The sequence below is a fragment of the Pseudomonas monteilii NBRC 103158 = DSM 14164 genome (assembly GCF_000730605.1).
In the GTDB taxonomy this organism is placed as follows: Bacteria; Pseudomonadota; Gammaproteobacteria; order Pseudomonadales; family Pseudomonadaceae; genus Aquipseudomonas; species Aquipseudomonas monteilii.
On the sequence record NZ_BBIS01000055.1, the window covers coordinates 20,248 to 41,594 of the forward strand.

Below are 21,347 nucleotides of genomic sequence, written 5' to 3' on the forward strand. Positions count from 1 at the left end.
TGACAATCAGGCAGGCTGCTGGGTTCTCAGCTTCTCGCTACGCCCACGCAACCACTCCAAGGTCAGCAGCAATATCACCGAGAAGGCAATCAGCAAGGTCGCAGCCGCTGCAATGGTCGGGCTCAGGTTTTCGCGAATACCACTGAACATCTGCCGCGGCAGGGTCGCCTGCTCGGGCCCTGCCAGGAACAGGGTCACCACCACCTCGTCAAACGACGTGGCAAAGGCGAACAGCGCCCCCGAAATCACCCCGGGCGCAATCAGCGGCAGGGTCACCCGACGGAAGGTCAGCAGTGGCGACGCGCCCAGGCTGGCCGCCGCGCGCACCAGGTTGTAGTTGAAGCCCTGCAAGGTGGCCGACACGGTAATGATGACGAACGGTACACCCAGCACCGCATGCACCAGAATCAGCGAGGTGAAGCTGTTGCCCATCCCCAGCGGTGCAAAGAACAGGTAACTGGCTACACCGATAATCACGACCGGCACCACCATCGGCGAAATCACCAGCGCCATCACCAGCGACTTGCCGGGGAAATCGCCACGGGTCAGGCCGATGGCCGCCAGGGTGCCGAACACCATGGCCAGCACCGTGGCTGCCGGGGCGACGATGATGCTGTTCTTCAGCGCCCGCATCCATTCGGCCGAGCCGAAGAAGTCCTGGTACCACTGCAGTGAGAAGCCCTGCAGCGGGTACACCAGGAAGCTGCCACTGTTGAACGACAGCGGCACGATCACCAGTACCGGCAAGATCAGGAAAAGCAGGATCAAACCGCAAAGAATGCGCAGGCTGTAGAACCAGACCCGCTCCACGGGCGACATGTATGGGCTCAACATCACAAGGCTCCTCAGCTCAGGCGCAGGCGGCTGGCGCCGACCAGCCAGCTATAGATCAGGTACAACAACACAGTCGCCAGCAGCAACAGCCCGCCCAGCGCGGTGGCCATGCCCCAGTTGATGCTGGTGTTGGTGTAGAAGGCAACGAAGTAGCTGACCATCTGGTCGTTCGGACTGCCCAGCAGTGCCGGAGTGATGTAGTAGCCGATGGCCAGGATGAACACCAGCAGGCAACCCGCACCTACACCGGCGTAAGTCTGCGGGAAGTAAACCCGCCAGAAGCTGGCGAACGGGTGGCAGCCCAGCGAAATTGCCGCACGCATGTAGCTGGGCGAAATGCCCTTCATCACGCTGTACAGTGGCAGGATCATGAACGGCAGCAGGATGTGTACCATCGAGATGTAAACACCGGTACGGTTGAACACCAATTCCAGCGGTTGATCGATGATGCCCATGGCCATCAGCGCGCTGTTGATCAGGCCGCCCGACTGCAGCAGCACGATCCACGCCGCCACCCGCACCAGGATCGAAGTCCAGAACGGCAGCAGCACCAGGATCATCAGCAGGTTGCTCTGCCGGGTCGGCAGGTTGGCCAGTAAATAGGCCAGTGGGTAGGCCAGCACCAGGCAGATGGCGGTGATCACCACACCCATCCACAGGGTACGGGCAAAAATGTCCAGGTAAATGGCCTGGTCCGGGGTGGCCTTGGCCAGTTCGCCAAGGTCATCGATGCGATGGTCGACAGAGGCCAGCAGGTAGAACGATGTCACCGAACTGGTATTGCGGCGTATCGCCTGCCAGTAGGCTGGATCACCCCATCGCTCGTCGACGGCCTGCAACGCGTCCTTATAAGAGGCAGGCTCAGCCTTGAATGGCAGTGCCCGGGCGGTCTTGGTCAACAAGCTGCGGTAACCGGCCAGTTCCATGTTCAAGCGCTTGGAAAGGTCGCCAAGGGTCTGGTTCTTGCGCGATTCGGCCAGGTCCTGGCTCAGCGCCTTGTACACATCCTCGCCGGGCAGGCTCTTGCCATCCCACTGGCTAATGACTTCGACCGTGCGTGGCAGGCCGCCGACCACTTCAGGGTTGCCGACGCTCTTGTACAGCAGCGCCGCGATCGGCACCAGGAACACCAGCAGAAGAAACAGCGCCAGCGGCGCGATCAACGCCTGCGCCTTCCAGCGGTTGACCCGCTCGGCGTGCTTGAGGCGCTGCTTGAGACTTGGACCTGCGCCTTCGTTGAGGGGCACTGCAATGGCCATGGCGAACTCCGCAATACAGGCTGAAATGGGGGCTGCGATGCAGCCCCGCACACTGGACGTTTACTTCTTCGCCGCCCAGGCGTTGAAGCGTTGCTCCAGCTGCTCGCTGTTGTCGGCCCAGAAGGCCACGTCGATCTGCACCTGGTTGGCGATGTTTTCAGGCGTGGTCGGCATGTCCTTCTTCACTTCGTCCGACAGCAGGCTCACAGCCTTAGCGTTGGCCGGGCCGTAGGCGATGTTCTCGGAGTAGGTTTTCTGCTGCTCGGGCTGCACGCTGAAAGCGATGAATTTCTTCGCTTCTTCGGCATCCTTGGCGCCTTTCGGAATGGCCCAGGCATCGAAGTCGTAGATGCCGCCGTTCCACACCACCTTGAGGTTGCTCTCTTTCTGCACAGCGGCAATACGGCCGTTGTACGCAGAACTCATGACCACGTCACCCGAGGCCAGGAACTGCGGTGGCTGTGCACCCGCTTCCCACCACTGGATGCTGGGCTTGAGCTCATCAAGCTTCTTGAAGGCGCGGTCCTGGCCTTCCTTGGTGGCCAGCACTTTGTAGACGTCCTTGGGCGCAACGCCATCGGCCATCAGTGCGAATTCCATGGTGTACTTGGCACCTTTGCGCAGGCCGCGCTTGCCCGGGAATTTCTTGGTGTCCCAGAAATCAGCCCAGCTGGTAGGTGCGGTTTTCAGCTTGTCGGCGTTGTAGGCCATGACCGTGGACCAGACGAAGAAGCCCACGCCGCAAGGCTGGATGGCACCCGGCACGTAGTCACCCTCATTGCCAAACAGGGCTGGGTCGAGCTCTTCGAACATGCCTTCATCGCAACCACGCGCCAGCTCTGGCGACTCAACCTCTACCAGGTTCCACGACACACTCTTGGTGTCGACCATTGCCTTGACCTTCGCCATTTCGCCGTTGTACTCACCGGCGACGATCTTGCCATTACCCGCCTTCTCCCATGGCTCGTAGAACGCTTTTACCTGGGCCGCCTTGTTGGCGCCCCCGAACGAGATCACGGTGAGGTCTGCGGCCATGACCTGGCCAGCGGCGAAAAGCCCCAAGGCCAGGGCGGTCAGTTTCAACTGCTTGCGCATTCTTATTCTCTCCACAGTACAGGGTTGGTGAAGCAATCCATCAATGGGCTTCGGCAATCGGATCGAGCGCGCGGGCGTGCTCCACCTCCCAGCCCAGCGGTACTACATCGCCCACGGCCAACGCCGGGTCGAGCTCGGCAATAGGCTGTTTCACGAAGAAGTCGCCCTTGCCGCAAACTTCCAGGCGCACCCGCACGTGGTCGCCCAGGTAAATGAATTCAGCCACCCGGCCAGAGAAGCGGTTCACGCAGCTTTCGCTGTGGCCGTTCAGGCGCACGCGTTCGGGGCGGATCGACAGGGTGACCGGCTCGCCGGCCTGGCCGACATTCACCGCCAGCGCCTCTACCCGCTCCCCGCGCGGCAGTTGCACCTGGCAGCGCTTGCCGTCGCTGGCCAGCAATGTGCCGTTGATGCGGTTGTTCTCGCCGATGAAGTTGGCGACGAAGGTATTGCAGGGCTCTTCGTACAGCGTGCGCGGGTCGGCGATCTGCTGGATCTCGCCCTGGTGGAACACCGCCACACGGTCGGACATGGTCAGTGCTTCGCCTTGGTCGTGGGTCACGTACACCACGGTCACACCAAGGCGCTGGTGAATGTGCTTGATCTCCATCTGCATGTGTTCCCGCAGTTGCTTGTCCAGCGCGCCGAGCGGTTCGTCCATCAGCACCAGCTGTGGCTCGAACACCAGCGCCCGGGCCAGGGCCACGCGCTGCTGCTGGCCACCCGAGAGCTGGCCGGGGTAGCGCTTGGCGAAGGCATCGAGCTGCACCATGTTCAGCACGCGCTTGACCCGCTCGCTGATGTCGGTCTTGCTGAGGTTGCGCACGGTCAGCGGGAAGGCCAGGTTCTCGGCCACGGTCATGTGCGGGAACAGCGCGTAGTTCTGGAACACCATGCCGATGTCGCGCTTGTGCGGCGGCACGTTGTTGATCGAGCGCCCGGCCAGCTGGATTTCACCAGCGGTGGGCGTTTCGAAGCCGGCCAGCATCATCAGGCTGGTGGTCTTGCCCGAGCCGGACGGGCCGAGCAGGGTCAGGAACTCGCCCTTGCGAATCTCCAGGTTGAGGTCTTTGACGATCAGCGACTCGCCGTCGTAGCTCTTCTGCACACCACGGAAGCTGACCAGCGTTTCGCTGGTTGCAGCGTTCGACTTCGCCTCGCTCATGCCTGCACCTTCTTGTTGGATGACTGCGTAGGCAAAAGAGTAGAAGAGGCGCAAGCGCCCGAAAATCGGGGGTGCTGAGAGAATGCCATCATCCGGATGGAAGATTTGTTGTAGGGATTGCCCTACAAGGATGGCGGGATTGGAATGCCCTTGCGAACACTCCACCGAACCTGTGGGAGCGGGCGTGCCCGCGATGAGGCCGGCACAGCCATGGAGATCAGCAGGTCAGGCCCTTTCGCGGGCACGCCCGCTCCCACAGGGACGTCGACAGGATCACCGATAGCGTATGTCGCAATCAGACCAGCTTGTGCTCCATGGCGTACTTCACCAGCTCCGCCAGCGAGTTCACTTTCAGCTTCTGCATCAGGCGCGCTTTGTGGGTGCTGATGGTCTTGCTCGACAGCGCCAGCTGCTGGGCGATGTCGTTGACGTTGGCGCCCTGGGCCAGGCGCTCGAACACCGAAAACTCGCGTTCCGACAGCAGCGTGTGCAACGGCCGCGACTCGGTCAGGCCCACTTCGAACACCATGCGGTCAGCCAGCGAAGGGTCGATGTAACGCCCGCCACCCGCCACCCGGCGAATCGCGGTCAGCAACAGCGCCGGGTCACTGTCCTTGGTGGCATAACCTGCCGCTCCGGCCTTCAGCGCCCGCGCCGCCATTTGTGCCTCGTCGTGCATCGACAACATCAGGATCGCCGGGGCATCGTGCAACGCACGTATACGCGGGATCGCCTCCAGGCCATTCACACCCGGCATCGAGATATCCAGCAATACCACCTCACAAGGCGTGTGGCGTAAGGTTTCGAGCAGCTGCTCGCCGTTACCGGCCTCCCCCGCCACCTGCATGTCCTTGGCCAGGCCAATCAGTTGTTTGATCCCTTCACGGACAATGGTGTGGTCTTCGGCCACCAGTACTCGAATCACGATCGCTCTCCTACTCCAACGGTATGGCCACGCTCAGGCTGGTGCCTTCGCCCGGCTCGCTGTCCAGCGTCATGCTGCCCCCCAACATCAGCACCCGCTCACGCACGCCCACCAGGCCAAACGAGGTGGGCCGGGTCTGCTCGCGGCAAAAGCCCTGGCCATCATCGCTGACCGTCATGCGCAATTGCCCCTGTGCAAGCACCAGCTCGATCTCCACGCTGTGCGCCTGGGCATGACGCATCACGTTGGTCAGTGCCTCCTGGAGGATACGGAATAACCCAATGGCCTTGGCATCGCTCAATGCTGGCAGATTATCCGGCACTTGTACCAGGCACGGGATCTGCGTGCGCGCCTCGAAACGCCGTGCCTGCCATTCGATGGCCGAGGCAATGCCGGCATCGAGGATTGGCGGGCGCAAGGCCGTGGCCACGTCGCGCACCAACTGAAACAGCTGGGCGATCAGGCGTTTCATGCTACCCAGACGCTCGTTCAGGCCCGGGTCCAGCTCGGCAAAGGCCAGCTCGCACATCGACACTTCCAGCTTGAGCACGGTCAGCATCTGCCCCAGCTCATCATGCACTTCCCGGGCGATGCGGGCTTTCTCTTCTTCACGCACGCTTTCCAGATGGGCCGACAGCTCGCGTAGCTGCTCCTGGGACTTGGCCAGTGCCATTTCCGCCCGCTTGCCTTGGGTGATGTCCCACACCACGCCGTCCCACACCACCTGGCCGTTACCCAGGCGCCGGGTACTGGCCTTGATGTCGGCCCAACGCTGCTCGCCCTGGCGGGTGAGGATGCGGCCCTGCCAGGACCAGTCCTGGTCACTGGCCAGGGCCAGGTCCTGCACCCGGTGGTAATCGGCACGGTCCTCAGGGTGTACCAGGTTACGCAGCCCCATCTGCGGGTGCTGGATTTCGCCGGGCGTATAGCCCACCAGCGCCTCACTGCCTTCACTGATGTAGGGAAACTCCAGATCGCCCTCGGCCGGGTCGCGTTCCAGACGAAATACCAGCCCCGGCACATTGCCGGCAATGCCCTTAAGCCGCGCCTCGCTTTCGCGCAGTGCCGCCAGGGCACGGTGGCGCTCAGTGACGTCGGCGAGGTAGACCACCAGGTATTCGGAATCACGAAAGCGCAGAAAGCTCAGTGACAGTTCGACCGGCAGCAGGCTGTGGTCGGCCCGTCGGCATTGCGTCTCGAACTGCCCGATACCCTTTGCCCCCGTACGCGCGCCTTTCCACAGTTCCAGCCAGCGGTCCATATTAAGGCTTGGCTCGAAGTCACCCAGCGGCCGTTCCAGCAGCTCCCCCTCGGCGTAACCCAACATGCGCTCGGCAGCGTGGTTGGCGTAGCGCACGTGGCTGTCCCAGTTGACCCACAATATACCCACCGTGCTCTGGTCGATGGCGAACTGGCTCAATCGCAACGCCTCTTCGCGCACCTGGCGCTCCACCAGGCTTTCCCGCGTGGCCAACAGGCTGCGCTCCAGCTGGCGCTGCTGCCGGCGTTGCCACACCAGCGTGGCAAGCGCGCACAACAGCAGCATGCCGAACAGCAAGGCCAGGTTCTGCCAGAAGCCAGGCGACTCGCTCAGGCGTGGGTACTTCGGCTGCAACCAGCGCTGGTGCATTTGCTCCAGCTCTTTGGCCGGCAATGCCTGCAGGCCACGCTCCAGCACGTCGGCCAGCAGTGGCCAGTCGCGCCGAGAACCAATGCGCAGTAACTGCGGCAGGCCTATATCGCCAACCACAGCCAGCTCGCTGAACTCGCTCTCACGCGACAGGCGGCTGAGTTGGGCTTCATCCAGCACGGCGAAACTGGCCTGGCCACCTACCACCAGTTGCAAGGCCTCACGCTCGTTGGGTACCCCCTGCAGGTTGAGGTTGCCGTAGTTGCCACGCAGATAATCCGCCAGTTGGCTGGGCATGCGCACCGCCACGCGCTGCTCGGCCTCGAGCTTTTCCAGCTCTACCGCCATGGCCCCAGTGCGCGACCCCACTACCAGTTGCGGCACGCGCATGTACGGGTCGCTGAACAACCACAGGCGCAGGCTGGCTGGCGTCTGGGTAAGGCCTGGGGCAAAGTCGATTTCCCCGGCCTGCAGGGCATGTTCAAGGCTGGTCTGGTCGGTGAAGTTGCGCCAGGTAAGGTCTAGGCGCAGTGCCTGCGCCAGGCTGTTCACCAGTTCTACGTTGGCCCCATACAATTGCTGCAGGCGCCGGTCGAACTGGGCGTAAGGCGCCTGCAGCACCAGGCCGACGCGCAGGCTGCGATGGCTGTCCAGCCACTGCTGCTGCGCAGGTTCCAGTACAACCGTGGGCTCCGCCTCGGTCCTGGCCAAGGCTATCAAGGGCAGCCACAAGCAGCCGATAACCAACAGGCGACGCACTCGCTTCATCTACACGCTCGTCTTGGCAAAGGCGGCCATGCAGCATGGCCGTCACGGGCAAATACTATTAGGCTGCCGGTATCATTCTGGCCTTGGGTTGACGCATGTCCACACTTTATCGCACGACGCTGGCAATGTGCTGCCTGGCGTCGATCCTTCCGCTCGCCGCCTTGGCCGCCGATGCAGAAAAAGCACCCGCCACAACCGAGGCACCCGCTGCCGAAGCCCCTCGCGCGCCCCTGCTGGAGCGCAGCCAGGAAGACGCCCTGGCGCTGGAGCGGCTGGTACCCAGGGCTGAGCAACAGACGTTGCAGGCGGGCGCCGACAGCTTCCTGGCCTTGTGGAAGCCGGCCAACGACAGCGACCCGCAAGGGGCAGTGATCATCGTCCCGGGTGCTGGTGAAACGGCCGACTGGCCAAATGCCGTAGGCCCCCTGCGGCAAAAATTCCCAGATGTCGGCTGGCACAGCCTGAGCCTTAGCCTGCCGGATCTGCTGGCCGACAGCCCGCAGGCGCGGGTCGAGGCCAAGTCGGCTGCCGAACCCGAAAAAACCAAGGGTGAAAGTGCGCCAGCCAAGGACGTACCCGCTGACGCCAATGCCAATGTCGCCCAGGCCACTGCTGCCGATGCCGACACGGCGGAAAGTACCGACGCCGAACAGGCCAGCGAGCAGACAGACCCGGCCGACGCCGAGCGCATTTTCGCCCGCCTGGACGCTGCTGTGGCGTTTGCCCAGCAGCACAATGCCCGCAGCATCGTGCTGATCGGGCATGGCAGCGGTGCGTACTGGGCAGCCCGCTACCTGAGCGAAAAACAGCCACCGCACGTGCAGAAACTGGTAATGGTGGCGGCGCAGACGCCAGCACGGGTGGATCATGACCTGGAAAGCCTGGCGCCAACCTTGAAGGTGCCTACAGCCGATATCTACTACGCCACCCGCAGCCAGGACCGCAGCGCAGCCCAACAGCGGCTGCAGGCCAGCAAGCGGCAGAAGGACAGCCAGTACCGGCAGTTGTCGCTGATTGCCATGCCGGGGAACAAGGCGGCGGAGCAGGAGCAATTGTTCCGACGGGTGCGGGGGTGGATGAGCCCACAGGGTTGAGCTGAAATCGATGGGGCCGCTTTGCGGCCCTGTTTTTACAGGCCCCGCCGCTTACGGATCATGGCATACGCCTGGTGCAACTCACGGGTACGCTCGGTCGCTTCCCGCACCTGCGCCTCACTGGCGCCGGTGCCCGCCAGCTTGTCTGGGTGGTGACGGCTGACAAGCCGACGATAGGCCTGCTTGACCTTGTCGCCTTCGGTGTCCGCCTCCACCGCCAACAAGCGCAAGGCAGCCGCATAGGTCATGGGGACACCTTCCGCGCCCGTAGCCTTGCGCGGCTCGTACTCCAGCGACATGGCCTGCACCTGCCGTCGGCTCAGGCCCAGTTTCTGCCCCCAGTCCAGCAGCAGCTCACGCTCCTTGTTGCCCATCTTGCCGTCGGCCCAGACCATGCGCCAACAGGCACGCAAGGTACCTTCCGCCGCATGTGGCTGCTGGCGAATGCGCCGCAGGTGCCTGCCAAGCCGGTCCTTGCCCGCCTTGCCACGGTTGAACGCATTGATAGCGCGTAGCCGGGCCGCTTCGGCCAGGTCCAGGCGCACCATCTCCTGACGCGCCTGCTGGATGTGCTGCTCGCCCACCCGACCATCGCACTTGGCCAGGCGCCCAAGCATCACGAACAGCAACTCGTCATCGCGCAAGGCCGGGCGCCCGCCCAGACGCTCGCGCATGTCTTCCCAGCCTTCCAGGCGCAAGCGGCGGTCAAGGGCCTGCCCAAGCAACAGGCCCAGCAAAGCGCCCGGAATGCTGGCCACGGCAAAGCCGGCGCCAGCGCCAATCAGTGTCCCTGGCCACCACATGTCAGGCGCGCTCGCCAATCAGGCGCTCGGCTTCGGCCAAGCGTTCGAGCGTGCCGACATCCACCCAGTGCCCACGGTAGTGTTCGCCACTGACCTGCCCTGCCGCCATGGCCTGGCGCAACAGCGGTGCCAGCTTGAAGGCACCCGGTTGGCAGCCTTCGAACAGCGCAGGGTCCAGTACTGAAAGGCCACTGAAAGTCAGCGTGCCCGGCGCCTCATCGCCATCGACAACCTGTTCGCCCAGCAGGCGGAAGTCACCTCGGCCATGGTGGCCCGGGTTGTCGACCAGCACCAGGTGAGCAAGCCCTTGCAAGGGGGCTTGCAGGCGTGCGAAGTCGTAGTCGGTCCAGACATCGCCGTTCACCAGCAAAAATGGCGCGTCACCCAACAAAGGCAGGGCCTTGAAGATGCCACCACCGGTTTCCAGCGGCTCGCCCTCGGGCGAATAGCGGATGCTCAGGCCAAAGCGGCTGCCATCACCCAGGTGGTCTTCGATCTGCTGTCCCAGCCAGGCATGGTTGATCACCACCTCGGTAACGCCTGCCGCCGCCAGGGCACGCAGGTGGTACTCGATCAGCGGCTGGCCGGCCACCGGGACCAGCGGTTTTGGGGTGTGCAGGGTCAGCGGGCGCATGCGCTCGCCTTTACCCGCTGCCAGGATCATTGCCTTCATGCACGCGCTCCGGCCTGCAACTGCGCGATCAGTTCACCCAGCTCCGCCAATTCGGGCCGGCGGCTGATCACTTCTTCTATATAGGCGAAGAAACGCGGCACGTCGCCCAGGTAGCGGGGTTTACCGTCGCGGTGGCAGATACGGGCGAAGATGCCGATCACCTTCAGGTGGCGCTGCACGCCCATCAGGTCGCTGGCACGCTGGAACGCCTCGAAGTCGGCCTGTACCGGGATGCCGGCAGCCTGCGCCTTCTGCCAGTAGTCACGCAGCCAACCTTCGACCCGTGGCTGAGGCCAGCTGAGGAAGGCGTCCTTGAACAGGCAGGTGATGTCGTAGGTGACCGGGCCGTACACCGCGTCCTGGAAGTCCAGCACGCCGGGGTTGGGGGTGCTCTGCATCAGGTTGCGCGGCATGTAGTCGCGGTGCACCAACACCTTGGGCTGGGCCAGGGCACTGTCGATCAGCAGCTGGCTGATACGCTGCCAGGCAGCCTTCTGGGCATCGGTGAAGGTCAGGCCCAGTTCACGGCCCACGTACCACTCCGGGAACAATTCCACTTCACGGCGCAGCAGCGCGTCGTCGTAGCTGGGCAGTGGCGCGTCCATCGGCAGGCGCTGGAAGGCCAGCAGTGCATCGATAGCGTCTGCGAACAGCCCGTCGGCGTTGTCGGCATCAATGATATCAAGGTATGTCTGATGGCCCAGATCACCCAGCAGCAGGAAGCCGCGCTCCAGGTCTTGGGCGTGGATCAGCGGCACATGCACGCCAGCGCTGGCCAGCAGATGGTCGATGGCGACGAACGGTCGGCAGTTCTCCTGCGGAGGCGGTGCGTCCATGACCACAAAGCTGTGGCCGGCGCCCTGCCAGCGGAAGTAGCGGCGGAAGCTGGCGTCGCTGCTGGCCGCAGTCAGGCTGCCGGCCGGCACTTCGCCCCAGGCGTTGTTGCGGAAAAGATCATTGAGCTGCTCATCGAGCCAGACCGTCAGTTGTTGCAAGCGTACATCGTGTTCAGGCATTACAAGGGTCTCCGACGGCCCTAGCCGTCAAGCGGGTCATGCTTTATTATCCAGCATCTTTTTCAGACCATCGAGAGGCGTGCGGCCCCACACGCGGGCAGATGGCACGCAGGAAGCCCGGACTAATAAGATGGCATTGAAATCCCCCGCGTTTCGTAGAAAGTTTCCGTTGCTGGTAACCGGCGGTCTGCTGGCCCTGCAACCTCTGGCCACGTCGTATGTGGTGGCAGCCGAACAGTTCGACTGCCAAGTGTCCGCTGCCGGTGGTTGGGACTGCAAGCCCAAGGCTCCGGTCAACAACCTGCCGCCGCGCCCGGTGCATGAGGGTGCTGCTGTCAGCACCGGCACCGAAGCCGCGAGCGAAGGCGAAACCGCGGACCGGCCAATGCTGGTCACCGAGGCCAAAGGCCGCGCCCTGAAGTCGCGCAGCGAAGACTACAGCCACCTGGACTGGGTTCCGCGTGAAAAACTCACCGCCGCGCAGCTGGCCGAAACCGGCCCGTACTGCGGGGGTGCGTACATCGAGCCAACCCGCCCGGGCATGGCCGACACCACGCCGAAGGACGAGTCGCCGACCTACATCAACGCCAAGGTGTCCAAGTACCAGCAGGAGCAGCAGATCGCTACCCTCGCCGGTGACGTGGTGATGCGCCAGGGCAGCATGCAGGCCGAAGCCGACGAGGCCAACCTCTACCAGACCGAGAACCGTGGCGAGCTCAAGGGCAACGTCAAGATCCGTGACAACGGCTCGCTGGTGGTCGGTGACGAGGCACAGATTCAGCTCGACACGGGCGAAGCCCAGGTCGATAACGCCGAATACGTGATGCACAAGTCGCACATTCGCGGCAGTGCCCTGTACGCCAAGCGTGGCGAAAACGCCATCATCCGCCTCAAGGACGGTACGTACACCACCTGCGAACCGGGCAGCAACGCCTGGCAGCTGAAGGGCAACAACATCACCCTGAACCCGGCCACCGGTTTCGGTACCGCGACCAACGTGACGCTGCGGGTCAAGGATTTCCCGGTGTTCTACACACCGTACATCTACTTCCCGATCGACGACCGTCGCCAGTCCGGCTTCCTGCCGCCATCGTTCAGCACCAGCAGCGACACCGGCTTCATGCTGGTGACGCCTTACTACTTCAACCTGGCGCCTAACTACGACGCCACGTTGTACCCGCGTTACATGGCCAAGCGCGGCCTGCTGATGGAAGGCGAGTTCCGCTACCTCACCAAGTCCAGCGAAGGGCAGTTCGGTGGTGCGTACCTGAACGACAAGAACGACGACCGCAAAGACCAGACTGACTACAAAGATCAGCGCTGGATGGTCAACTGGCAGCACAAGGGCGGGCTGGACGAGCGCCTGATGACCGAGGTGGACTACACCGACATCAGCGACCCGTTCTACTTCCAGGACCTGGAGTCCGACCAGATCGGCATCGAAAGCAAGGATCTGCTGGATCAGCAGGGCGCGCTGACTTACCGTGGCGAGGGTTACACCGCACGCTTGAACGTGCATGCCTACGAAATGGCGACCATTTCGCAGGTTACGCCATACGACCGCCTCCCGCAGATCACGCTGAATGGCGTACTGCCTTACAACCCGGGTGGTCTAGTTCTGGGTTACGAGAGCGAAGCGGTACGCTTCGACCGCGACCTGAAGGACGACTTCGTACGGGACAAAGACGGTAACCCAGATTTCTCGGCAGGTGCAGCCGGCCGTCGTCTGGACCAGAACGTCAGCGGTATTGCCCGAGCCAACGGCAACCGCTTCAACGTCGCACCGTCGATCAGCCTGCCGATGGAAGCCAGCTATGGCTACCTGACCCCCAAGCTGAAGTACGCATACACCCACTACGACCTCGACCTGGACAGCCAGGGCAAGGCGCAAGCGATCACGCAGTCCGCCAACCCGGCGTATGGCAGCTACAACAGCTCGCTGAACCGCGACGTGCCGATCTTCAGCGTGGACAGCGGCCTGTACTTCGACCGCAACACGTCGTTGTTCGGCACCAACTACAAGCAGACCCTCGAACCTCGCCTGTTCTACCTCAACGTGCCGTACAAGGACCAGAGGGACATCCCGCTGTTCGATTCGGGCGAAACCCTGTTTAGCTACGACTCGCTGTTCCGCGACAACCGCTTCAGCGGCACCGACCGCATCGGCGACGAGAACAAGCTTTCGCTTGGCGTGACAACCCGCTTTATCGAAGAAAACGGCTTCGAGCGCCAGAACTTCAGTATCGGCCAGGCCTATTACTTCAAGGACCGCAAGGTCCAGCTGCCAGGTATCGACTACCGCACCCGTACCGACTCTCAGTCCGACGTGTCGCCATACGCGCTGCTGTACAACTACTACTTCAACCGCGATTGGCGCTTCAACTCGGACTTCAACTGGGACCCGGACAGCCGCAGCACCCGCTCGGGCAGTGCGATGTTCCATTACCAGCCTGAAGACAACCCGAACAAGGTGCTTAACCTCGGTTATCGCTACCGTAACGACACCATTTCCTACGATTCCACTACCGGTCAGTGGCGAGTGGGTGGTGGCGACTACGGCACCCCAGGCAGCGCGAACTACATCAAGGATTACTACAAGATCCAGCAGCACGATTTCTCGGTCATCTGGCCGATCGTTCCGCAGTGGAACGTTATCGCTCGCTGGCAGCATGACTACAACCGCAACCGCACCCTGGAAGCCATGGGCGGTTTCGAGTATGACAACTGCTGCTGGAAGCTGCGCCTGATCAACCGCTACTGGATCGATTACGACGACTTCAGCCAAGCCCTCCCGGCGAACGAAAAAGGCGACCACGGTGTCTTCCTTCAGATCGTCCTGAAAGGCCTCGGTGGCGTAGTTGGCAACAAGGTCGAATCTTTCCTCGACCAAGGCATTCAAGGTTACCGTGAACGTGAAGACCAAGCTTATTGATCGACTGCGCCCGGCGTTGCTGGGCGTTGCATTGCTGAGTGGCGCGGTGCATGCCGCGGTGCAACCTCTTGATCGCGTGGTGGCCATCGTCGACAACGACGTGGTCATGCAAAGCCAGCTGGACCAGCGTGTCCACGAGGTACAGCAAACCATCGCCAAGCGCGGCGGCGGTGTACCGCCGACCGGTGCCCTGGAACAGCAAGTACTGGAGCGCCTGATCGTCGAAAACCTGCAACTGCAGATCGGCGAACGTTCCGGCATCCGCATCACCGACGAAGAGCTGAACCAGGCCATCGGCACCATTGCCCAGCGCAATGGCATGTCGCTGGACCAGTTCCGTGCTGCCTTGGCCCACGACGGCCTGTCGTTCGACGACGCCCGCGAGCAGGTCAAGCGCGAGATGATCATCAGCCGCGTGCGCCAGCGCCGTGTGGCCGAGCGCATCCAGGTGTCGGAGCAGGAAGTGAAGAACTTCCTCAACTCCGACATGGGCAAGATGCAGATGTCGGAAGAGTACCGCCTGGCAAACATCCTGATCCCGACCCCGGAAGGCGCCAACTCGGAAGCCATCCAGGCGGCGGCGCGCCAGGTTGGCGATGTGTACCAGCAGCTCAAGCAAGGCGCCGACTTCGGCCAACTGGCCATTGCCCGCTCCGCCAGCGAAAACGCCCTGGAAGGCGGCGAAATGGGCTGGCGTAAAGCCGGCCAGCTGCCACCCGACTTCGCCAAGATGCTCAGCAGCATGCCGGTCGGCGAAATCACCCAGCCTATCCGCATCCCTAACGGCTTCATCATCCTCAAGCTCGAGGAGAAGCGCGGGGGCAGCGAGAACGTGCTGCGTGACGAAGTGCATGTACGCCACATCCTGATCAAGCCAAGCGAGATCCGCAGCGATGCGGCCACCGAGCAACTGGCCGAGCGCCTGTACGAACGCATCAAGAACGGCGAAGACTTCGGCGAACTGGCGAAGAGCTTCTCGGAAGACCCAGGCTCGGCGCTTAACGGCGGCGACCTCAACTGGGTAGACCCGAACAGCCTGGTACCGGAGTTCCGTGAACAGATGGCCAATGCCCAGCAAGGCGTGGTGACCAAGCCGTTCAAGACCCAGTACGGCTGGCATGTGCTGGAAGTGCTGGGCCGCCGCGCCACCGACAGCACCGAGCAGGCCCGCGAACAGCAGGCCCTGAGCGTTCTGCGTAACCGCAAGTACGACGAAGAGTTGCAAACCTGGCTGCGCCAGATCCGCGACGAAGCCTACGTTGAAATCAAGCTGCCTGGCGCTGACCAGGCCGCCCAGTGAAGCCCCTGCCCTTCGCCGTCACTCCCGGCGAACCAGCCGGCATAGGTCCCGACCTGTGCCTGCTGCTCGCCGCAGACGCCCAGCCCCACCCCCTGATCGCCATCACCAGCCGTGACCTGCTCGCCGAGCGGGCCACGCAGCTGGGGCTGGCTGTCAGCCTGCTGCCGGTAGCCCCAGGCCAATGGCCCGACCAGCCGGCACCCGCAGGCAGCCTTTACGTCTGGGATACCCCCCTCGCTGCCCCAGTAGCGCCAGGCCAGCTCGACAAAGCCAACGCCGCGTTCGTGCTGGAGACCCTGACCCGTGCAGGCCAAGGCTGCCTGGACGGGCACTTCGCCGGGATGATCACCGCCCCGGTGCACAAGGGTGTTATCAACGAAAGCGGTATCGCCTTCTCCGGGCATACCGAGTTCCTTGCCGAACTGACCCACACCGCACAGGTGGTGATGATGCTGGCCACCCGTGGCTTGCGTGTGGCCCTGGTGACCACACACCTGCCACTGCGTGATATTGCCGACGCCATCACTGCCGAGCGCGTGGAGCGTGTAACCCGTATCCTGCATGCCGACATGCGCGACAAGTTCGGCATCGCCAACCCGCGTATTCTGGTGTGCGGCCTCAACCCGCATGCGGGCGAGGGCGGCCATCTGGGCCGCGAAGAAATCGACATCATCGAGCCGACCCTGGCCCGCCTGCGCACCGAAGGCATGGACCTGCGCGGGCCACTGCCGGCCGATACCCTGTTTACCCCCAAATATCTGGAGCACTGCGACGCGGTGCTGGCGATGTACCACGACCAGGGCCTGCCCGTACTCAAGTACAAAGGCTTCGGCGCTGCGGTCAACGTAACCTTGGGCCTGCCGATCATCCGCACGTCGGTCGACCACGGCACCGCCCTGGACCTGGCCGGCACCGGCAAGGTCGACACCGGCAGCCTGCGCGTCGCGCTGGAAACCGCCTACCAGATGGCCGAGAACCGACCATGAACGAGCAATACCAACACCGGGCGCGCAAGCGCTTCGGCCAGAACTTCCTGCACGACGCCGGCATCATCGACCGCATCCTGCGTGCCATCAACGCCAAGGCCGGCGAACACCTGCTGGAAATCGGCCCGGGCCAGGGCGCCCTGACCGAAGGCCTGCTGGGCAGCGGTGCACAGCTGGATGTGGTGGAACTGGACAAAGACCTGGTGCCGATCCTGCAGCACAAGTTCGCTGACCGCAGCAACTTCCGCCTGCACCAGGGTGACGCCCTGAAGTTCGACTTCAACCAGCTCGGCGTGCCGCCGCGCAGCCTCAAGGTGGTGGGCAACCTGCCCTACAACATCTCCACCCCACTGATCTTCCACCTGCTCAGCCATGCCGGGCTGATCCGTGACATGCACTTCATGCTGCAGAAGGAAGTGGTCGAGCGCATGGCCGCCGGCCCCGGTGGTGGTGATTGGGGGCGTTTGTCGATCATGGTGCAGTACCACTGCCGGGTCGAGCACCTGTTCAACGTAGGCCCTGGCGCCTTCAACCCGCCGCCGAAAGTGGACTCGGCCATCGTCCGCCTGGTACCGCACGAAGTGCTGCCACACCCGGCCAAGGATGCCAAGCTGCTGGAGCAGGTGGTGCGCGAGGCGTTCAACCAGCGCCGCAAGACCCTGCGCAATACCATGAAGGGCCTGCTCGACAGCGCAGCCATCGAAGCCGCCGGCGTGGATGGCAGCCTGCGCCCTGAACAGCTGGATCTGGCGGCCTTTGTGCGCCTGGCCGATCAGTTGGCTGATCAGCAAGCCTGATTTCGCCTGTACCGGCCTCTTCGCGGGCAAGCCCGCGAAGAGGCCAGCATATCCAACCTAGCCCTCAAGCCCCCTCGGCGCTGGCCCTCCCCCCTCCCAATGGCCTAGACTGCATTATTGCGTCAGTTCGCCCAAGGCCCTTGCATGTCCGACCCCCGCTATCAAATCGACGTCAGCGTCGTGACCCGCTACCTGAATGAACAATCCGACCCGGAGAACAGTCGTTTCGCGTTCGCCTACACCATCACCGTGCAGAACAACGGCTCACTCAAGGCCAAGCTGTTGTCGCGGCACTGGCTGATCACCAACGGTGACGGCGAAGTCGAGGAAGTGCGCGGCGCCGGTGTGGTTGGCCAGCAACCCAACATCGACCCGGGCCAGAGCCACACCTACAGCAGTGGTGCGGTCATCAGCACCCGCGTGGGCACCATGCAGGGCAGCTACCAGATGTTCGCCGAAGACGGTAAGCGCTTCGACGCCGAAATCGCGCCCTTCCGCCTGGCGGTGCCCGGGGCGCTGCACTGATGGCCACCTACGCCGTCGGCGATCTGCAAGGCTGCCTGCAACCTCTCAAATGCCTGCTTGAACGTGTCAATTTCAACCCGGCCGTCGACCGCCTGTGGTTGGTCGGCGACCTGGTCAACCGCGGCCCCGAGTCGCTGGAAACCCTGCGCTTCCTGTACTCGATCCGCCAGTCGCTGGTCTGCGTGTTGGGTAATCATGACCTGCACCTACTGGCGGCTTGGCACAACGTCGAGCGCCTTAAGAAAAGCGACACCCTGCGCGAAATCATCGAAGCGCCGGATGCCGATCAACTGTTCGACTGGCTGCGCCAGCAAAAGCTGCTGCATTACGACGAGGCACGCGGCATTGCCATGGCGCACGCCGGCATCCCGCCACAGTGGACGCTCGGCCAGGCACTTGGTCTGGCGGCAGAGGTGGAAGAAGTACTGCGCGACGATGGCCGACTGAAGCTCTACCTCGATGGCATGTACGGCAATGAGCCGAACAAGTGGAGCAAGAACCTCACCGGCGTCGAACGCCTGCGGGTCATCACCAATTACTTCACCCGCATGCGCTTCTGCACCGCCGAGGGCAAGCTCGACCTCAAGAGCAAAGAGGGCCTGGGCACCGCGCCCAAGGGCTACAAGCCCTGGTTCGCACACAAGGACCGCCGCTCGCGGCATGTGAAGATCATCTTCGGCCACTGGGCCGCCCTCGAAGGCCGCGCAGACGCGCCAGGCGTCATCGCACTGGACACCGGCTGCGTGTGGGGCGGCGCCATGACCCTGTACAACGTCGACAGCGGCGAATACCACCGCTGCGACTGCGCCGACGACGGCACCCTGCGCCAGCCGACACAACCCACTACACTCAACGACCACACCTGAAGGAAGTAGTACCCATGAGCGAATTCAAGCGCATCCCTCCCGAGCAGGCCTTGGAGCTTCGCAAGCAAGAAGGTGCGGTCGTCGTCGACATTCGCGACCCGCAGGCCTTCGCTGCCGGCCACATCACCGGTGCCCAGCATCTGGATAACCATTCGGTTGCCGAGTTCATCCGCAATGCCGACCTCGACGCCCCGACCCTGGTGGTCTGCTATCACGGCAACTCCAGCCAGAGCGCTGCCGCCTACCTGGTAGGCCAAGGCTTCTCCAACGTGTACAGCGTGGACGGCGGCTTCGAACTGTGGCGCGCCACCTACCCGGCCGAGACCGCCCAAGGCAGCGCCGAATAAATATTTTCATTTTTCCTGCAGCCCGCGCCCCGTGCGGGCTTGCGGCTTATCTGACGAACGGTCGTTCGTAACTTCTGCCCACCTCGCCCCTTGACCTTGCAGATAACCAACTACGCTTAAGCTCAGGCCATCCAAAAAAGGGGAGAGCCGGTACACCGGCGTGCGGGTCATCGGTAGCGTTACAGGGTGTTCTGGGGGGTATACAGCAATCGGCGAACCCGGTTGCATGCCAGCATCAGCTGACTGATCCGGCGTCGTCTCCACGTATCGAGCGAGGTGACGTCATGAGTATTTTTAGCCACTTCCAACAACGTTTCGAGTCTACGCGCCAGGAAGAACTCTCGCTGCAGGAGTACCTCGAGCTGTGCAAAGAGGATCGCAGTGCCTACGCATCGGCGGCCGAACGGCTGTTGCTGGCCATCGGTGAGCCAGAGCTGATCGACACCTCTACCAACTCCAGGCTGTCGCGCATCTTTTCCAACAAGGTTATTCGCCGCTATCCGGCCTTTGCCGACTTCCATGGCATGGAAGAGTGCATCGACCAGATCGTTTCGTACTTCCGTCACGCCGCCCAAGGCCTGGAAGAGAAGAAACAAATCCTCTATCTGCTGGGCCCGGTGGGCGGCGGCAAGTCGTCGCTGGCCGAAAAACTCAAGCAGCTGATGGAAAAGGTGCCGTTCTACGCCATCAAGGGTTCACCGGTGTTCGAGTCGCCCTTGGGTTTGTTCAACGCCACCGAAGATGGGGACATTCTCGAGGAAGAGTACGGCATCCCACGGCGCTACCTGAACACCATCATGTCGCCATGGGCCACCAAGCGCCTGCAGGAGTTTGGCGGCGATATCTCCAAGTTCAAGGTAGTGAAACTCTACCCGTCGATTCTCAACCAGATCGCCATTGCCAAGACCGAGCCCGGCGATGAGAACAACCAGGACATCTCGGCCCTGGTCGGCAAGGTCGATATCCGCAAGCTTGAAGAGTACCCACAGAACGACGCCGATGCTTACAGCTACTCGGGCGCGCTGTGTCGGGCCAACCAGGGCCTGATGGAATTCGTCGAAATGTTCAAGGCGCCGATCAAGGTCCTGCACCCCTTGCTCACTGCCACCCAGGAAGGCAACTACAACAGTACCGAAGGCCTTGGGGCCATTCCCTATACCGGTATCCTGCTGGCGCACTCCAACGAATCGGAGTGGCATACCTTCCGCAACAACAAGAATAACGAAGCGTTCATCGACCGGATCTACATCGTGAAGGTGCCGTACTGCCTGCGCGTCAGCGATGAGATCAAGATCTACGACAAGCTGCTGGTCAACAGCTCGCTGTCCAAGGCCCATTGTGCGCCGGATACGCTCAAGATGCTGGCTCAGTTCACGGTGCTTTCCCGCCTCAAAGAGCCGGAAAACTCCAATATCTATTCCAAGATGCGCGTTTACGACGGGGAAAACCTCAAGGATACCGATCCGAAGGCCAAGTCGATCCAGGAATACCGTGACTCCGCTGGCGTTGATGAAGGCATGAACGGCCTTTCGACCCGCTTCGCCTTCAAGATCCTGTCCAAGGTGTTCAACTTCGACCCACACGAGATCGCCGCCAACCCGGTGCACTTGCTGTACGTGCTGGAACAGCAGATCGAACAGGAACAGTTCCCGGCGGAAGTGCGCGAACGCTACCTGCGCTACCTGAAAGAATACCTGGCACCACGCTACATCGAGTTCATCGGCAAGGAAATCCAGACGGCCTACCTGGAGTCCTACAGCGAATACGGCCAGAACATCTTCGACCGCTATGTGCTGTACGCCGACTTCTGGATCCAGGACCAGGAATACCGCGACCCGGAAACCGGCGAAATCCTCAACCGCATCGCCCTCAACGAGGAGTTGGAAAAGATCGAGAAACCGGCCGGCATCAGCAACCCGAAAGACTTCCGCAACGAGATCGTCAACTTCGTACTGCGCGCACGCGCCAACAACAACGGCAAGAATCCAAGCTGGCTGAGCTATGAAAAACTGCGGGTCGTGATCGAGAAGAAAATGTTCTCCAACACCGAAGACCTGCTGCCCGTCATCAGCTTCAACGCCAAGGCCAGCAAAGAGGACCAGAAGAAACACAACGACTTCGTCACCCGGATGGTGGAGCGTGGATACACCGACAAACAGGTGCGCCTGCTGTCGGAATGGTACCTGCGGGTCAGGAAATCGCAATAAAGCGACAAGCTATACACCGCGCGCCCAAGGCTGCCATGCCGGCCTTGGGCGGCGGCAGCTGCTTTGCTGCCATGACGTGCAGCAGCTCGTAGCTTGAAGCGTGCAGCTGTTCCCAGCTACCGGAG

18 protein-coding genes are annotated in these 21,347 nt (G+C 62.5%); 9 read left to right on the top strand and 9 right to left on the bottom strand.

Features of this window, described 5'->3' with window-relative positions:
- Nucleotides 1-6 precede the first annotated feature (6 nt).
- From PM2_RS24890 to PM2_RS24915, 6 genes are all read right to left on the bottom strand, one after another.
- A complete protein-coding gene (locus tag PM2_RS24890) occupies nt 7-834 on the bottom strand; it encodes an ABC transporter permease (protein WP_016715782.1) in 828 nt (275 codons plus the stop codon).
- Nucleotides 835-845: 11 nt separating this feature from the next.
- The gene (locus PM2_RS24895; protein WP_016715781.1) at nt 846-2,093 is read right to left on the bottom strand and encodes an ABC transporter permease; all 1,248 of its coding nucleotides are present in this window, start codon (nt 2,091-2,093) and stop codon (nt 846-848) included.
- A 60-nt stretch (nt 2,094-2,153) separates the two neighbouring features.
- Nucleotides 2,154-3,188 carry an ABC transporter substrate-binding protein gene (locus PM2_RS24900; RefSeq protein WP_016715780.1) on the bottom strand — a complete coding sequence of 345 codons (1,035 nt, stop codon included), beginning with the start codon at nt 3,186-3,188 and terminating at the stop codon, nt 2,154-2,156.
- A gap of 40 nt (nt 3,189-3,228) precedes the next feature.
- Nucleotides 3,229-4,353: an ABC transporter ATP-binding protein gene (locus PM2_RS24905; protein ID WP_016715779.1), complete on the bottom strand. Its 1,125-nt coding sequence runs from the start codon at nt 4,351-4,353 to the stop codon at nt 3,229-3,231.
- A gap of 295 nt (nt 4,354-4,648) precedes the next feature.
- Nucleotides 4,649-5,281: a response regulator gene (locus tag PM2_RS24910; RefSeq protein ID WP_173401663.1), complete on the bottom strand. Its 633-nt coding sequence runs from the start codon at nt 5,279-5,281 to the stop codon at nt 4,649-4,651.
- A gap of 7 nt (nt 5,282-5,288) precedes the next feature.
- Nucleotides 5,289-7,676, bottom strand: a complete 2,388-nt coding sequence (locus PM2_RS24915) for a PAS domain-containing sensor histidine kinase (protein ID WP_016715778.1) — start codon at nt 7,674-7,676, stop codon at nt 5,289-5,291.
- Between the two features lie 95 nt (nt 7,677-7,771).
- On the opposite strand from PM2_RS24915, the gene PM2_RS24920 reads away from it, so the two are divergent.
- Nucleotides 7,772-8,770 carry an alpha/beta hydrolase family protein gene (locus PM2_RS24920; protein WP_028699056.1) on the top strand — a complete coding sequence of 333 codons (999 nt, stop codon included), beginning with the start codon at nt 7,772-7,774 and terminating at the stop codon, nt 8,768-8,770.
- Between the two features lie 35 nt (nt 8,771-8,805).
- On the opposite strand, the gene PM2_RS24925 is transcribed toward PM2_RS24920, so the two are convergent.
- The 3 genes from PM2_RS24925 to PM2_RS24935 are packed head-to-tail and all read right to left on the bottom strand — an operon-like array spanning nt 8,806 to nt 11,262.
- Nucleotides 8,806-9,573, bottom strand: a complete 768-nt coding sequence (locus PM2_RS24925) for a TerB family tellurite resistance protein (RefSeq protein WP_016715776.1) — start codon at nt 9,571-9,573, stop codon at nt 8,806-8,808.
- Between the two features lies 1 nt (nt 9,574).
- Nucleotides 9,575-10,246: an N-acetylmuramate alpha-1-phosphate uridylyltransferase MurU gene (gene murU, locus PM2_RS24930; RefSeq protein ID WP_016715775.1), complete on the bottom strand. Its 672-nt coding sequence runs from the start codon at nt 10,244-10,246 to the stop codon at nt 9,575-9,577.
- Nucleotides 10,243-11,262: an aminoglycoside phosphotransferase family protein gene (locus tag PM2_RS24935; protein ID WP_016715774.1), complete on the bottom strand. Its 1,020-nt coding sequence runs from the start codon at nt 11,260-11,262 to the stop codon at nt 10,243-10,245. The genes murU and PM2_RS24935 overlap by 4 nt, the downstream gene beginning before the upstream one ends.
- Nucleotides 11,263-11,392: 130 nt before the next feature.
- Here PM2_RS24935 and PM2_RS24940 point away from each other — a divergent pair, with 130 nt between their 5' ends.
- The 8 genes from PM2_RS24940 to PM2_RS24975 all read left to right on the top strand — a co-directional run bounded on the left by PM2_RS24940 (nt 11,393) and on the right by PM2_RS24975 (nt 21,222).
- Entirely contained in the window at nt 11,393-14,194 is a 2,802-nt protein-coding gene (locus PM2_RS24940) for an LPS-assembly protein LptD (RefSeq protein WP_028699057.1), read from the top strand.
- Nucleotides 14,175-15,494, top strand: coding sequence for a peptidylprolyl isomerase SurA (gene surA, locus PM2_RS24945; RefSeq protein WP_033724242.1), 1,320 nt, complete (start codon nt 14,175-14,177; stop codon nt 15,492-15,494). Before PM2_RS24940 ends, surA begins: the two co-directional genes overlap by 20 nt.
- The gene (gene pdxA, locus PM2_RS24950; protein WP_016715771.1) at nt 15,491-16,480 is read left to right on the top strand and encodes a 4-hydroxythreonine-4-phosphate dehydrogenase PdxA; all 990 of its coding nucleotides are present in this window, start codon (nt 15,491-15,493) and stop codon (nt 16,478-16,480) included. The genes surA and pdxA overlap by 4 nt, the downstream gene beginning before the upstream one ends.
- Entirely contained in the window at nt 16,477-17,277 is an 801-nt protein-coding gene (rsmA, locus tag PM2_RS24955) for a 16S rRNA (adenine(1518)-N(6)/adenine(1519)-N(6))-dimethyltransferase RsmA (protein WP_028699058.1), read from the top strand. The genes pdxA and rsmA overlap by 4 nt, the downstream gene beginning before the upstream one ends.
- Before the next feature lie 144 nt (nt 17,278-17,421).
- Nucleotides 17,422-17,802, top strand: a complete 381-nt coding sequence (gene apaG / locus PM2_RS24960) for a Co2+/Mg2+ efflux facilitator ApaG/CorD (protein WP_016715769.1) — start codon at nt 17,422-17,424, stop codon at nt 17,800-17,802.
- Nucleotides 17,802-18,668, top strand: a complete 867-nt coding sequence (locus tag PM2_RS24965; RefSeq protein WP_016715768.1) for a symmetrical bis(5'-nucleosyl)-tetraphosphatase — start codon at nt 17,802-17,804, stop codon at nt 18,666-18,668. Before apaG ends, PM2_RS24965 begins: the two co-directional genes overlap by 1 nt.
- A 14-nt stretch (nt 18,669-18,682) precedes the next feature.
- Complete coding sequence (gene glpE / locus PM2_RS24970) at nt 18,683-19,015, top strand: thiosulfate sulfurtransferase GlpE (protein ID WP_016715767.1); 333 nt, start codon at nt 18,683-18,685, stop codon at nt 19,013-19,015.
- A gap of 284 nt (nt 19,016-19,299) precedes the next feature.
- A complete protein-coding gene (locus tag PM2_RS24975; RefSeq protein ID WP_016715766.1) occupies nt 19,300-21,222 on the top strand; it encodes a PrkA family serine protein kinase in 1,923 nt (640 codons plus the stop codon).
- Nucleotides 21,223-21,347 lie beyond the last annotated feature (125 nt).

What these genes read in the sequence shown, in the direction of transcription:
- PM2_RS24890 (WP_016715782.1), bottom strand. Translation starts at nt 834, where the DNA reads ATGTTGAGCCCATACATGTCGCCCGTGGAGCGGGTCTGGTTCTACAGC.
- PM2_RS24940 (WP_028699057.1), top strand. Translation starts at nt 11,393, where the DNA reads ATGGCATTGAAATCCCCCGCGTTTCGTAGAAAGTTTCCGTTGCTGGTA.
- PM2_RS24895 (WP_016715781.1), bottom strand. Translation starts at nt 2,093, where the DNA reads ATGGCCATTGCAGTGCCCCTCAACGAAGGCGCAGGTCCAAGTCTCAAG.
- PM2_RS24975 (WP_016715766.1), top strand. Translation starts at nt 19,300, where the DNA reads ATGAGTATTTTTAGCCACTTCCAACAACGTTTCGAGTCTACGCGCCAG.
- murU (WP_016715775.1), bottom strand. Translation starts at nt 10,246, where the DNA reads ATGAAGGCAATGATCCTGGCAGCGGGTAAAGGCGAGCGCATGCGCCCG.
- PM2_RS24925 (WP_016715776.1), bottom strand. Translation starts at nt 9,573, where the DNA reads ATGTGGTGGCCAGGGACACTGATTGGCGCTGGCGCCGGCTTTGCCGTG.
- PM2_RS24915 (WP_016715778.1), bottom strand. Translation starts at nt 7,676, where the DNA reads ATGAAGCGAGTGCGTCGCCTGTTGGTTATCGGCTGCTTGTGGCTGCCC.
- PM2_RS24920 (WP_028699056.1), top strand. Translation starts at nt 7,772, where the DNA reads ATGTCCACACTTTATCGCACGACGCTGGCAATGTGCTGCCTGGCGTCG.
- PM2_RS24905 (WP_016715779.1), bottom strand. Translation starts at nt 4,353, where the DNA reads ATGAGCGAGGCGAAGTCGAACGCTGCAACCAGCGAAACGCTGGTCAGC.
- apaG (WP_016715769.1), top strand. Translation starts at nt 17,422, where the DNA reads ATGTCCGACCCCCGCTATCAAATCGACGTCAGCGTCGTGACCCGCTAC.
- PM2_RS24935 (WP_016715774.1), bottom strand. Translation starts at nt 11,262, where the DNA reads ATGCCTGAACACGATGTACGCTTGCAACAACTGACGGTCTGGCTCGAT.
- PM2_RS24965 (WP_016715768.1), top strand. Translation starts at nt 17,802, where the DNA reads ATGGCCACCTACGCCGTCGGCGATCTGCAAGGCTGCCTGCAACCTCTC.
- rsmA (WP_028699058.1), top strand. Translation starts at nt 16,477, where the DNA reads ATGAACGAGCAATACCAACACCGGGCGCGCAAGCGCTTCGGCCAGAAC.
- PM2_RS24900 (WP_016715780.1), bottom strand. Translation starts at nt 3,188, where the DNA reads ATGCGCAAGCAGTTGAAACTGACCGCCCTGGCCTTGGGGCTTTTCGCC.
- glpE (WP_016715767.1), top strand. Translation starts at nt 18,683, where the DNA reads ATGAGCGAATTCAAGCGCATCCCTCCCGAGCAGGCCTTGGAGCTTCGC.